The following is a 12,059-nucleotide window of genomic DNA, read 5'->3' on the forward strand; positions in this document are numbered from 1 at the left end:
GTGCGGCTGTCAGTCGCTGATCCCGGCCGAAAGCGACCCCAGGATCCCGACTTGCGCATCGTCTGACTGCTCTCGGTGGGTCGGGCGTGTCCAGCGAACCACAAACCCGGGAACGGGGCATCACTCCGTCTCAGCGCCCCTCGAGCGCCCGTTCGGCCTTCGGGAACAGCACGTTGTTCTCCGTGTGGACGTGTCGGTGCATGTCGGCCTCGAGAAGCTGCAGGCGATCGAGGGCGTTCCGATAGCTCGTGCAGGCGTCCCACGGGACCGCGTAGTCGTCGCTCAGCGTCCGTATCTCCTCGAGGTTGACAGCCGCGGCGTCGTGTTCCGCCTCGAGGTGGTCGATCGCCTCGCGGATCCGACCCTCCTCCACGGCGGTCAGCGGCGCGTCGTTCTCCAGTTTCCGGAGTTCGGGGAAGACGATCTCCTCCTCGTCGGCGATGTGGTGGGTGACCTCCTCTTGTAGCTCGAGAAACGTCGCCTCGATCGCCTCGAGTTCGGGATGGGCGTCGCCGTGGACGCGGGCGACCTTGCGGACGGTCCGCTCGAGGGATGGGAGTTCGGCGCTCAGGTAGTCGTGGTGGGTTTCGACGATGTCGTCGACGAGTTCCGTGATCGATGCCTCAGCCGGAGCGAGTTCGTCGGTCGAATCGGTCGTCGCCAGTCGCTCGAGGACGGCCTCGACCTCGAGGCCGTTCTCCTCGCAGGCCCGTCGCAGCGAGGTGTCGCCGCCGCAGCAGTAGTCGATGTCGAGCGATTCGAAGACGGCTGCGAACTCCGGGTGGTCGCCGACGAGCCGTCCGAGCGGGACTTCGGGGTCGATCGTTGTGGTTGTGGTCATAGTAGTGGGATCCGTTCGTCCGCGCTGTACGTAGCCCGACCATCCGCTCGTCGAAGCCGTTTCTCCCGAATAGGTTCGCATGGGCTACGATCTGTCGTAAGCCTGATCGTTCGCGGCCGTTCGACCGGTATCGTTGTTCGGGCCGAATCCCAGCGACTGGGGCTAACGACCCTTTCTTATACCGATAGCCGACGTACTGTCGCGTATGACCGAACGCATCCTCCTCGCGTACGACGGCTCGGAGCCGTCCGAACAGGCACTCGAGTACGCCCTCGAGACGTTCCCGAACGCCGAGATCACCGCGCTGTACGTCGTTCCGGCACCCAGAGGCTACTGGGCGTCGTTCGAGGAACCGGAAGACAGGGTTCCAAACGCCGAAAAGGCCAAAGAGCGGGGACGAGAGTTCCTCGACGAGGCCAGCGAAACGGCGTCGGCACGCGACCGCGAGATCGAGACCGAGATGATCATTGGCGAACCGAACCACGTCATCGTCGGCCAGGCGGTCGACGGCGAGTACGACTCCATCGTCATCGGCAGCCACGGCCGCGAGGGTGTCTCGCGGATCCTGCTGGGCAGCGTCGCGGAGACCGTCGTCCGTCGCTCGCCAACGCCGGTCATCGTCGTTCGCTAACCGGTCGCGAACGCGACGACGGCCGATCTCGAGTCCGGGTGCTCGAGGAGAGTTTACAACGTTCGAAACGAGGTCCCGCCGCAGGAACAGCCGCGACGCGATCCGATGGGACGGATCTCTCCGTCCTCCGAGAGCCGGGCGGCGACCGCCTTCCCACAGTTCTCACAGACCGCGGCCGTCTTCGATCGAGTATCCGTCGTCATTACCGGCTCCGATGGCCTTGATTGTGTTAAGCCGACCGAGAAGGCGACCGTAGTGACGAGGCTGCCGTTACGGCAGTAACAACAGCAGCCCTTCCGATTCGCGATCGAATCGTTCTCGCGTCGAGGCACCGTCACGGTACGTGTCGGGAGAGCCACTGACGCAACGATAGCCGGATCGGCCGCCCGAGCACGGGTGAGTCTCGACCGCCGAGAGCCATCCTTTGGCTCGAGTGAGGACGTGACGCTCCGTCCGCCAGTAACTTAATTTGGAAGCTCGAACAGTAGTACCGATGGAACCCGAATCGTTCTTCCACGTCGCGATCAAGGTTGAGGAGCTGGAATCCGCCGCGGAGTTCTACCGCGAGCACCTGGACGCAGAGATCCTCGAGCGCCGCCGAGCCGCGGAGTCGGACGACCAGTTCGCCGTCGACGCGGTCGTCCTCGGCATCGCCGACAAGCGCGTCTACCTCTTCGATAAAGCGCCCTACGAGGCCGCGGGGCTCGTCGAGAAGCAGCCGCTCGGCTTCCTCCACTTCGGCTACGTCGTCGAGGACGGCATCGAGGAGACGTTCGCGCGACTGGCCGACGACGGCGTCGAAATCGTCATGGAGCCCGCGGTCTACGGCGACAAGCGGATCGCCTTCTTCGTCGCGCCCGGCGACGTACGGATCGAACTCATCGAGTACCTCGAGGACGACTCGAGCGAGTAGGCCGATCCCTTTTGCCGTCGCCGCGCGAACGCGACTCCATGGATGCCGACGACTTCGACCACGATGCCCACATGCACGACGCGCTCGAACTCGCCCGCGAGGCCGCCACTCGAGGGGATCGACCGTTCGGCAGCGTCCTCGTCCGCGACGACGAAGTCGTTATGTCCGAGTCGAACCGCGTAGTGACCGAAGACGACGTTCGCCGCCACCCCGAGCTCCACCTCGCCTACCGCGCGTGTCGGGAACTCGAGCCCGAGGAGCGAGCCGAGACGGTCATGTACACCAGCACGGAGCCGTGTCCGATGTGTGCTGGCGGGATGATCCGTGCGGGGTTCGATCGGGTCGTCTACAGCGTCGGCGGCAACGAGATCGGCGAATTCACCGGCCACGAGCCGCCGGTTCGCGCGGCGACGATTCTCGAGGACGGCACCGACGTCGTCGGTCCCGTGCTGAACGAGGAGGGCCGGCTGGTCCACGAGAACTTCGACTGGGGAGCGACGCGGGACTGACCGTCGACGTCAGCCGCGCTCCGGTCACATCGGTCGCCCGTTTTTCCCTCGCTCGGTGTCTCTCGACATAGCTCTTCGAAATACTTCTAAGACTCTAATCTTAATAAGAAATCTAAGATACGTATATTAGACACTAGGAGTAGTTAACAGGATAGCGTCGCCGCCGGTGCCGACGACTCGGGGCGCGACGATACGTCTCTCCTCTCTCCAAACAGGGGCAGACTCTCCGTTCCGACGTATCGCGCGTCGGCGTCCGTTCCGTCTTCGGGAGTAGACCCGCCCCATTCGTCTGTCGATCTCGACGTTGCGTCCTCGTTCCTTGTACGGGAAAGACGAAACCCTCCCCGTAGCCGTAGTGAACTTCCCGTCCGTCTTGAGTGTGCCACACCGTAACTGCCCGACCGGTTCCGAACGCACCTCTCACGAGCTCCGAACGACGAAACCGGGTTCAACGAACAGGCCGTGACGCTCGAGCTCGCCGGATCGAGACCCCGACTGCGGCGGTCGGAACAGGGAAGTCGTTTCGGTCTCGACTCCGAGGCGTGCCAGCCACAGTCGTCACCGGATCGTCCAGAGGTATCGGGAAGGCGACCGCGCTTCGGTTCGCCGACGACGGCTACGACGTCGCCGTCAACTACCGCTCGAGCGAGGACGCCGCCGATCGGGTCGCCGATGAGATCCGCGAGCGGGGTCAGGAAGCGATCGCCGTCAGAGCCGACGTCTCGGATTCCGACAATGCAGCCCGGCTGGTCGACGCCGCAGCCAACGCGCTCGGCGGGATCGATCACGTCGTCAACAACGCGGGCATCGACCAGCACGTCCACACCGAAGATCTCGAGCCCGCTGACTTCGATCGGATCATGGACGTCAACGTCAACTCGGCGTTCAACGTCACGAAGGCAGCGCTTCCCCATCTCCGGGAGTCGGCCGACGACCCGTCGGTGACGAACGTCTCCTCGATTCTCGCCCACACGGGTGCGGCGATCGAGTGCCACTACGCCTCCTCGAAGGGAGCGCTGCTCTCGCTGACCCGGAGCCACGCGTCGGATTTCGCTCCCGAGATTCGCGTGAACGCGGTCGCGCCTGGTCACGTCGAGACGGACATGACGAGCGACCGAACGCCCGAGGAAAAGCGTGAGGAGCTGGCGTCGATCCCCGTCGAACGGTACGGTCGGCCCGAGGACATCGCCGAGGCCGTCGCCTACCTCCGCGACGCGACGTTCGTCACGGGCGAGACCCTGAACGTCAACGGTGGGGAACGAATGGGTTAGTAGGTTCGCAGCCCCTCCTCGAGCCGATCGAACCCTTCCCGGAGCCGATCCTCGGAGTTGGCGAAGGAGAGACGGAGTCGTTCCGGTGCCGTCTCGCCGAACCCGGTTCCAGGGGCGAGCACGACGCCGTGTTCCCGCAGCAGGTGTTTGGCGATCGGGAGGCTGTCGTCGTCGATACCCGGATCGAGGAAGGCGTAGAACGCACCCTCCGGTCGCGGACAGGAGAGGCCGTCGATCTCGGCGATCCGATCGACGACGAGATCCCGGCGTCGGCGAAACGCCTCGTGCATCTCCTCGAAGGGCTTCTGTGGTCCCGTGAGCGCGGCGATCGCGGCGTGCTGGGCGACGCTCGAGGCGCAGGCCGTCGTCGACTCGCGGATCTTGACGACCTCGTCGATCAGGTGGTCGTCGCCCGCGAGCCAGCCCAGCCGCCAGCCGGTCATTGCGTACGCCTTCGAGCAGGAGCCGACCGTCAGCACGTGATCGGGGTGGTCGGTGTACGACGCGATTCCCTCGGCCTCGCCGTCGTACGTAAGTCCGAGGTACACCTCGTCGGCGATCACGTAGGCGTCGTGGTCCGCCGCGGCCTCGACGACCGCCCGACACGCCTCGGGGTTGAACACGCGACCGGTCGGGTTCGAGGGGGTCGTGAGCACAACCGCCCCGGTGTCGTCGCTCATCGCCTCGATCACGCGGTCGGCCTCGAGGGCGAATCCTGACGCAGCCGACAGCGGAACCTCGCGGAACGTTCCGTCGGCCAGCAGCGCCTGGGTCTCGTAGTTCGGCCAGGTCGGCCCGGGGACGAGGACCTCCTCGCCGGGCGAGACCGTCGCCAGCACCGCGAGGTGGAGCGCCTCCATCCCGCCGGTGGTGACGACGATCTCGTCGGGCTCGTGTTCGACGCCGAACTCGCCGGAGAGCGTGTCGCTGATCGCCCGCCGGCACTCGGGAAGGCCCGCGTTGGACGTGTAGTGGGTCGCTCCTTCCCGGGCGGCGCGCGCCGCGGCGTCGATAACGTGTTCGGGGGTGTCGAAGTCGGGTTCGCCGACCTCGAGGCGAACGAGGTCGCCGTCGTGTCGCTCCGCGAGATCGAACATGACGCGGATGCTCGAGCGCTCGGCTCGACGAACCCGCTCCGTTGGTGTCGGCATACCCCATACCACAGAGATCGACGGCAAAAGGAATCGGATGCCGGAAATCGCTGCGACGTTCCGTCCCCGCGAGCGACGACGTCAGGCGGTTGCGATCGCCGACTGCTGTCCGAGCGTTTCCGGCCAAGTAATATGCGCATTGGTATCGTACCACTTACTGAGGTGTGATCCGATGGAGACACCTGATCACGACGGCGCGGAACGGACGCTCGAGACCAGCTTTGGCGAGCGGTTCGCCCTTCAGGACACCGCGGCGGACACCGACGGGAAGCTGTTGCGGATCGAAACGACCCTCGACCCCGGCGTGAAACGTCCGCTCCACAGCCACCCCGACCAACGGGAGCGGTTCGTCGTCCACGAGGGGACGCTCGGACTGGCCGTCGAGGACGAGGAGTTCGTGCTGGAACCGGGCGAGGAAACAACGGTCGCCGCCGGGACGCCGCACACGTTCTGGAACGCCGGTGACGGCGAGCTCCGCATGACGACCGAACACCGGCCAGCGCTGCGATTCGAGGAGTTCCTCCGGGCGATGGTCGCGCTCGACCGCGAGGGCGGGCTCGACGCCGAGGGGATGCCCGCCAACCCGCTCGTGGGTGCGGCGCTGCTCCACGAGTTCCGCCGCGAGATGCGGCCGGCGGATGTTCCGACCCCGGTTCGACGCGTGGCCGTTCCCGTCCTCGCGGCGGTCGCCAGTCTGTTCGGCTACGGCGTTCCCGACGACTCGCGGTCGGCCGCCGGAAGCGTCGCGTCGACGCGTTCCCCCTGACACCGCGTCGCCGGTCAAACCCGGCCCGCGATCACTTTCATAGCCCGCGGACATACAACACGAGGCGGGAAAGCTATCAAATACATATTCGTTGAATTCTCCGACGAGATGGACGACCTCACCGGGTTCCAGCGAGACCTCCTGTACGTGATCGCGGGCGCCGACCAACCCTCCGGCCAGGATATCAAATCGGAGATCGAACAGTACTACAGCGCCGAGATCAACCACGGTCGGCTGTACCCGAACCTCGACACCCTGGTCAACAAGGGGCTCGTCGAGAAGGGCGAACTCGACCGACGGACGAACTACTACGCGATCACCGACGACGGCGAGCGGACGATCCGCAACCGTCGGGAGTGGGAACAACAGTACGCCGATTCGTAGGATCGTCGCTCCCGCGGTCCTCGGGTCCGACCTGGAGGGCCCCCTCAGTCGCGGTTGCCGACGATACTCGGGAGCAGCCTCCGCTGTGTCGACGCGAGGGGCTCAGCGAACGTCGCTCGGTCAGTAGCGAGGACGTCCGCGACCCCACCCACGGTAGCGTCTCGCGGCCGCTGGAAGCGTCCCGTCTCGAGTGCGGCTTGCAACACCTCGCCCTGTCGGTCGGCGAGGCGGCCTGATCGGCGTGACCGAGCGTCGAACCGGATCCCGTCGTCTCCGGACGAACGATCCGTTCGGCGGACGCCCCCTCATACCGGGAGCGAAGCCCCGTGAGCACGGGTCGGATCTCGCTCGAGGGGCCAACGGTACACACCGCCGTCGACCTGCCGATCAGGCCGTCCACGTGTCGCTCCACTCCGACTGCGGGATCCTGACCCGGGTTTCAGCGTCGTCTTCGCCGACCGGTTTGACAACGACGGCGCTGACCTTCCCGACGGAGGATAGTTCCTTCTCGACGATTTCGTACTCGTTCCCGTCACCTCGAATATCGCGGACGGTGTCGCCGACCTCGTACGAACTCAGGTCTTCCATCGATACCTGTTCGCACTTCTCCAAGGTAAGCGCATCGGCGGTCCGACCGTGTCGCGTCCGCGTACGAATCGCCGACCGAAGAGCGGACGACACGAATCGCCTGCGTACGTGTTAGCGGGCTAAACGGTATCCAAACCATATTATTTATCCTCGGAGTTGCGTACACGTAGTCTGTATGTCCGAAAGTGACACAGGGGGGTCCGCTATCGAGCGGTTCGGGTACGGGCTCTCGAGTATCGTCGAGCGGTGGATGCCGAGTCCGTTCCTGTTCGCAATCTTGCTCACGTATCTGGTCTTCGCGGCCGGGCTCGTGTTGAATCAAACCGGGATGATCGAGCCGCCGAACGGTGGCGGGGCGGTCGGTCCGGTCGATATGATCGAGTTCTGGTTCGGCGGATTCTGGGGCTTTCTCGACTTCTCGATGCAGATGGTCGTAATTCTGATGACCGGGTTCGTGCTCGCGTACCATCCGGCCGCCAACAGGCTCCTGGTCCGGCTCGCCAAACTCCCCAACAGCCCCGCACAGGCGGTCGTGCTCGTCGCCGGGTTCTCGATGGCCGTCGCCTGGATTCACTGGGGGTTCAGCCTCATTCTGGGCGCGATCTTCGCCCGCGAGATGGGAAAGGTCGCCCACGAGGAGGGGATCGACGTCCACTATCCGCTGCTGTGTGTCGCGGGGTACATGGGACTGGGTCTGACCTGGCACTGGGGGTGGTCCGGATCCGCGCCGCTGTTGCTCACCGACGAGTCCGAAGTCGGCGAGGGGACGGCCTTCGCCATGGTCCCCGAGCCGGTTCCGGTGACGGAGACGATTCTTCATCCCTACACGATCACGCTGACGGTGCTCTCGATCCTCTTTGCGGTTACCGTCCTCTACCTCATCACGCCGTCCGGAGAGCGAGCACGAGGTATCACCGAGTACATCCCGGAAGAAGAACTGTACGAGACAGCGAGCGACGGCGGTGAAGACGTCGTGGAGTCTGAGCAGTCCGACGAGATGGTCCCGGCCGAGCGCATCAACAACAGCCGCGTTCTCGGTGGACTCTTCGCGCTCACCGGCGTCGCGTACGTCGTCTGGGTGCTCGTCACCGAGGGGATCGAACTGTGGGATCTCAACACGATCAACTTCGCGTTCCTGATGGCCGGGATACTGGTCTGGACGAATCCCTCCACGTACCGCGACAAGTTCGGCGAGGCGTCGTCGGCAGCCGCCGGTATCATCCTGCTGTTTCCCTTCTTCGCCGGGATCCAGGGAATGATGGCGGATTCGGGTCTCGCCGGTGCGCTCGCCGAACTCATCATCGGGCTCTCGACCCCCGAGACGTTCCCGATCTTCGCGTGGCTGGCGGCGGCGGTCCTCAACCTGTTCGTCCCCTCCGGCGGGGGCCAGTGGATCGTCATGGGTCCCTCGATCCTCGAGGCCGCCGACCAGCTCGGCGTCGAGTTCGGGCACGCGACGATGGCCTTTGCCGTCGGCGAGGCACACACGAACCTGCTGAACCCGTTCTGGGCGATCCCGCTGCTGGCCATCACTCGCATCAAGGCTCGCGAGATGTTCGGGTACGCGGCCGTGATGTTGCTCGCCCTGTTCCCGTTCCTGACGGTCGTCCTCTACCTCCTCCCGTACGGGATGTTCTGAGCGACTGTCGCGACCTTTTTTGTCCGTGACCAGACGGGGATCAAGCTCGGTCGACCGACGCGTGGGATCACTACCCACCGTACTGTGGATCGTCCGATATGTGCGCTCCTCCCCTCTTTCGAGTATGGGATCCGATCCGGATCGGTACGAGTTCGTGTGCTCGAGCTGTCGGGAGGGCGTCGTCGTCGATTCGATGGTACAAGCCGAGCTTCTCGGCAGGGGGTGTCTCTTCTGCCGAGCGGACGTCGCCGAGACGGATTTCGGCCCCGTCGACTGAACGGTCCTGTGGGATGCGGTCCCCTCCCGTCGGATGACGAGCCACTCGATCTCTCTCGAGGAGCCGGATCTGGTGGCTGACGTCAGCGCGTCTCCGCTCGCCGCGCCTCGAAACGGGGCCGCACCCCACCGATCGCCGCCGACCGGCCGTCGAGCCGCGACGAGTTGCCGACCGGCAGTACAGCCAAGTCGCCGGCCGGTCTACGTCCGGCATGGTCACCGACTCCAACCGCGACGAGATGTCCGACTCGGACGAGACGGAGACGCTCGACCTCGAGCGACCGGAGGCGATCCAGTTTGGCGTCACGCGCGGCGAGAACGACCTCGAGATCGGTCCACCGCGGGATTACCCCGATCGGGCCGACGTCTCGGTTCGCCGATCCGGCGACGACGTCGTCCTGAGCGTCGACGCCATGGCGGGTGATCACGGCACGGGCCACGTCGACGCGACGCTGACCCCCGAGGAGGCCCGTCGCCTATCTGACCGCCTGACCGAGACGGCTCGCCGGACGGCCGAAGACGACTCGAGGGAGAACGGTGACTGAGCCGTAGCGGCGCCCCGGGCCGTCCTCGAACGATCGTTTTCGTAGTTCTACTCGCCGACAGTTACGCCGTACTGTCGAGTGGTCGTCGCTAGCTGCTCCGCTATCGGGGACGCTGCCGGCTACCGGAGCTGTCGAGACCTGGCGTTCAGGGAGGGCAATACCGATACCTGTGGGCCCTGAACGGCCGAAATACGCTCCGCCTTTCGATCGGGTAGTATCTCCGTTCGAGGGCCGAACGACGCAATTCCTCCGCGATGCCGACAGCGGTGAGTACGTTACGAGGGCTGTCACGTTTGCTCGCGGGCGACGGTAGTACCGCCGTCATAAGGAAACAACGTTTACTATCCCAAACAGTCTCTAAGACGCACATAACAAACTCCTCACCTGTAGACCTTCTCATAGTATGGACGACCTCACGGGATTCCAGCGAGACCTCCTCTACGTGATCGCGGGTGCCGAACAGCCGTCGGGCCAGGAGATCAAATCGGAGATCGAGCAGTACTACAGCGCCGACATTAACCACGGTCGGCTGTACCCGAACCTCGATGCGGTCGTCAACAAGGACCTCGTCGAGAAGGGGCAACTCGACCGCCGGACGAACTACTACGAACTCACCGAGACCGGAGAGCAGGCGATCGAGGACCGTCTGGAGTGGGTCTCCCGGTACACCGGCCAATAATCAGCCGAAAGTATTTACGAAATAATATGGTTCCGGAGAACGATGACTGAAACACTCACGAAGGCTGGTACCGAGATACACGAACGGATCGTCGTCGGGGTCGCGACGCTCGAGAACGTCGATCCGGTGGCGCTCCCACCGCTGTTCGACGCGGTCGATCCAGACGCGCTCGAGGCGATCTTCGCGGATCCCGAGAGCGAAGCGGTGCGGATCGGGACGGTCGAGTTCCCGTACGCCGGACACACGATCCGCATCGAGTTCGACGACGACCCGGTCGTCAGAATCGACTGAGTTCGATCCCGAGCGGTGGAGACGTCAAAACCGCGCGCTCAATCGTAGCTCAGACTATCTAGCGTGTAGCGATCGACCGTGTGGTTTCGGTCGACGACGAGGACGGGACCGTCGGCTCCCTGCTCGAGTTCACACCCGAGGTCGCCGAGATTCCCCGGATTGAGCGAGGCCGGTGGCTCGTCGAGCGTGAAATTGAGGGTCCCGGTGTTTCCGCGGACCCGTTCGGGCTTTTTCGCGGCCGCGTGGATCCGGTTTCCGTTCTGTTTCACGTCGATCGTTCCGGTAAACTCCCAGGTGTCGTCGTTGTACCGAATCTGCTCGCCGTCGAGTTCCCGAAGATGTGCCTCGACCATGGGAGGACATGATCGGCGGTGACTATAGTCGTTGGGCCGAGAGCGGCGGCTCTCGGAATTCGTTCCCGCGAGGCCGTTTCCCTGCCTGGACTCAGTCCGAGCCGTCGTCAGCGGTCATCGTTTCGAACGTCTCCCGCGCGGCGTCGCTCCCCTCCGCGAGGTAACACAGGTCCGCGCCGGCGATCGCAAAGTCGACGCCGGCGTCGACCCAGCGCCGCATCTCCTCGTCGTCGGTCGCGAGCATCCCGACCGGTTTCCCGGCTCCGTGGGCAGCCTCCAGGATCGACTCGAGTGCCGACTGGAACCGTTCGTGGTCCCACTGGCCGAAGACGTCCAGCGACGCAGAGAGGTCGCCGTGGCCGACGATAACCGCGTCTACGCCGTCGACCGAAACGATCCCCGCGGCGTTCTCGACGCCGCGTTCGGTCTCGATCTGGACGATCGTCGTCAGCTCCTCGTTCGCGCGCTCGACGTACTCGCCGAACGCCCGCCCGTAGTCGGACGCTCGAGCGGGAGCCGCCCCGCGGCTTCCCTCGGGCGGGTATCGCATCGCGTCGACGACTCGTTCGGCCTCCTCGGCCGTCTCGATCCTCGGCACCAGCAGTCCGTCGACGCCGAGATCGAGCACCCGCTTGATCCGGGTTCGATCGTTCCCCGGAACGCGAACGATCGACGCGACCGCCTCGTCGAGCGCCTCGATTGCCCGGAGCATGTTCGCGACGGTCTCGAGGCCGAGAGCCGTGTGCTCGGTGTCGATAACCACGAAATCGAACCCTCGAGCGCAGAGCTCCGCGACGGTCGGATGGCCGATCGAGATCCAGTTTCCGACCGAGCGGTCGTCCCTCGCTAGCAACGGCTGTGATCGATCCTCCATGCGACTCCGTCTCCTCGACGCCAGTTGAACGCAGGGGATGCGGAAACTCGACCCGATACCCTCCGGAGCTCGAACCGGATCCGCGCCGACACAAAGGATATGGTGAAATAACAGCAGTGTTCCCGGTATGCACTCCAAAACGTTCTCGAAGTTCCTGTCGACGGCGTTGGTTCTGGCGATGCTCGCGGTTTCGATCGCGGCGATCGTCTCGCCGCCGGATCCGTTCACGCTCGTTCTGTACTCGGTACCGCTGTTACTACTCACCTCAGTGACCGCCTACCTGGTCACGTACGGTCGGCGGAGTACGGTTCGCGGGAAGAGAGCGTGAATCACGGGTGTCGACCCCGA

General features: G+C 64.7%; 19 protein-coding genes. 12 read left to right on the forward strand and 7 right to left on the reverse strand.

Features of this window, described 5'->3' with window-relative positions; all coding sequences use genetic code 11:
* Window positions 1-130: 130 nt before the first annotated feature.
* Entirely contained in the window at window positions 131-841 is a 711-nt protein-coding gene (gene ric, locus C491_RS13870) for an iron-sulfur cluster repair di-iron protein (RefSeq protein ID WP_005557338.1), read from the reverse strand.
* Between the two features lie 205 nt (window positions 842-1,046).
* Between ric and C491_RS13875 the strand changes: the two genes are divergently transcribed.
* Window positions 1,047-1,472: a universal stress protein gene (locus tag C491_RS13875; RefSeq protein ID WP_005557340.1), complete on the forward strand. Its 426-nt coding sequence runs from the start codon at window positions 1,047-1,049 to the stop codon at window positions 1,470-1,472.
* A 53-nt stretch (window positions 1,473-1,525) separates the two neighbouring features.
* Here C491_RS13875 and C491_RS23300 read toward each other — a convergent pair whose 3' ends face one another.
* A complete protein-coding gene (locus tag C491_RS23300) occupies window positions 1,526-1,675 on the reverse strand; it encodes a hypothetical protein (protein ID WP_005557342.1) in 150 nt (49 codons plus the stop codon).
* A 290-nt stretch (window positions 1,676-1,965) separates the two neighbouring features.
* Between C491_RS23300 and C491_RS13880 the strand changes: the two genes are divergently transcribed.
* The 3 genes from C491_RS13880 to C491_RS13890 all read left to right on the forward strand — a co-directional run bounded on the left by C491_RS13880 (window position 1,966) and on the right by C491_RS13890 (window position 4,165).
* Window positions 1,966-2,385: a VOC family protein gene (locus tag C491_RS13880; protein ID WP_005557344.1), complete on the forward strand. Its 420-nt coding sequence runs from the start codon at window positions 1,966-1,968 to the stop codon at window positions 2,383-2,385.
* 38 nt (window positions 2,386-2,423) lie between these two features.
* Complete coding sequence (locus tag C491_RS13885; RefSeq protein WP_005557346.1) at window positions 2,424-2,894, forward strand: nucleoside deaminase; 471 nt, start codon at window positions 2,424-2,426, stop codon at window positions 2,892-2,894.
* 542 nt (window positions 2,895-3,436) lie between these two features.
* Window positions 3,437-4,165 (forward strand): SDR family NAD(P)-dependent oxidoreductase, encoded by a 729-nt coding sequence (locus C491_RS13890; protein WP_005557347.1) that lies wholly within the window; start codon window positions 3,437-3,439, stop codon window positions 4,163-4,165.
* Here the strand turns inward: C491_RS13890 and C491_RS13895 are convergent.
* Complete coding sequence (locus tag C491_RS13895) at window positions 4,162-5,316, reverse strand: pyridoxal phosphate-dependent aminotransferase (RefSeq protein ID WP_005557348.1); 1,155 nt, start codon at window positions 5,314-5,316, stop codon at window positions 4,162-4,164. The genes C491_RS13890 and C491_RS13895 overlap by 4 nt on opposite strands.
* Window positions 5,317-5,488: 172 nt before the next feature.
* On the opposite strand from C491_RS13895, the gene C491_RS13900 reads away from it, so the two are divergent.
* Together C491_RS13900 and C491_RS13905 are read left to right on the forward strand one after the other, a co-directional pair.
* Window positions 5,489-6,082: a cupin domain-containing protein gene (locus C491_RS13900; RefSeq protein ID WP_005557349.1), complete on the forward strand. Its 594-nt coding sequence runs from the start codon at window positions 5,489-5,491 to the stop codon at window positions 6,080-6,082.
* A 108-nt stretch (window positions 6,083-6,190) separates the two neighbouring features.
* Complete coding sequence (locus tag C491_RS13905) at window positions 6,191-6,466, forward strand: PadR family transcriptional regulator (RefSeq protein ID WP_005557350.1); 276 nt, start codon at window positions 6,191-6,193, stop codon at window positions 6,464-6,466.
* Between the two features lie 44 nt (window positions 6,467-6,510).
* Here the strand turns inward: C491_RS13905 and C491_RS23725 are convergent, their stop codons facing one another.
* Both C491_RS23725 and C491_RS13910 read right to left on the reverse strand, forming a co-directional pair.
* Complete coding sequence (locus C491_RS23725) at window positions 6,511-6,729, reverse strand: helix-turn-helix domain-containing protein (RefSeq protein WP_394295454.1); 219 nt, start codon at window positions 6,727-6,729, stop codon at window positions 6,511-6,513.
* Between the two features lie 124 nt (window positions 6,730-6,853).
* Window positions 6,854-7,054 carry a hypothetical protein gene (locus tag C491_RS13910; protein ID WP_005557352.1) on the reverse strand — a complete coding sequence of 67 codons (201 nt, stop codon included), beginning with the start codon at window positions 7,052-7,054 and terminating at the stop codon, window positions 6,854-6,856.
* A 175-nt stretch (window positions 7,055-7,229) separates the two neighbouring features.
* Between C491_RS13910 and C491_RS13915 the strand changes: the two genes are divergently transcribed.
* From C491_RS13915 to C491_RS13930, 5 genes are all read left to right on the forward strand, one after another.
* Window positions 7,230-8,693, forward strand: a complete 1,464-nt coding sequence (locus tag C491_RS13915) for a short-chain fatty acid transporter (protein WP_005557353.1) — start codon at window positions 7,230-7,232, stop codon at window positions 8,691-8,693.
* Window positions 8,694-8,817: 124 nt separating this feature from the next.
* Complete coding sequence (locus C491_RS23305) at window positions 8,818-8,970, forward strand: DUF7560 family zinc ribbon protein (protein ID WP_169331739.1); 153 nt, start codon at window positions 8,818-8,820, stop codon at window positions 8,968-8,970.
* Between the two features lie 211 nt (window positions 8,971-9,181).
* A complete protein-coding gene (locus C491_RS13920; RefSeq protein WP_005557354.1) occupies window positions 9,182-9,514 on the forward strand; it encodes a hypothetical protein in 333 nt (110 codons plus the stop codon).
* Window positions 9,515-9,917: 403 nt separating this feature from the next.
* Entirely contained in the window at window positions 9,918-10,193 is a 276-nt protein-coding gene (locus C491_RS13925; protein ID WP_005557356.1) for a helix-turn-helix transcriptional regulator, read from the forward strand.
* 42 nt (window positions 10,194-10,235) lie between these two features.
* Window positions 10,236-10,484: a HalOD1 output domain-containing protein gene (locus C491_RS13930; RefSeq protein ID WP_005557358.1), complete on the forward strand. Its 249-nt coding sequence runs from the start codon at window positions 10,236-10,238 to the stop codon at window positions 10,482-10,484.
* Window positions 10,485-10,522: 38 nt separating this feature from the next.
* On the opposite strand, the gene C491_RS13935 is transcribed toward C491_RS13930, so the two are convergent.
* On the reverse strand, window positions 10,523-10,837 hold the full coding sequence (locus tag C491_RS13935) for a hypothetical protein (protein ID WP_005557360.1): 315 nt from the start codon (window positions 10,835-10,837) through the stop codon (window positions 10,523-10,525).
* 91 nt (window positions 10,838-10,928) lie between these two features.
* Window positions 10,929-11,711 carry an HpcH/HpaI aldolase family protein gene (locus tag C491_RS13940; protein WP_005557362.1) on the reverse strand — a complete coding sequence of 261 codons (783 nt, stop codon included), beginning with the start codon at window positions 11,709-11,711 and terminating at the stop codon, window positions 10,929-10,931.
* 127 nt (window positions 11,712-11,838) lie between these two features.
* Here C491_RS13940 and C491_RS13945 point away from each other — a divergent pair, with 127 nt between their 5' ends.
* Entirely contained in the window at window positions 11,839-12,039 is a 201-nt protein-coding gene (locus tag C491_RS13945; protein ID WP_005557365.1) for a DUF7534 family protein, read from the forward strand.
* The last annotated feature ends 20 nt before the right edge of the window (window positions 12,040-12,059 follow it).

Origin of the sequence: Natronococcus amylolyticus DSM 10524 (assembly GCF_000337675.1) — an archaeon.
Lineage (GTDB): Archaea > Halobacteriota > Halobacteria > Halobacteriales > Natrialbaceae > Natronococcus > Natronococcus amylolyticus.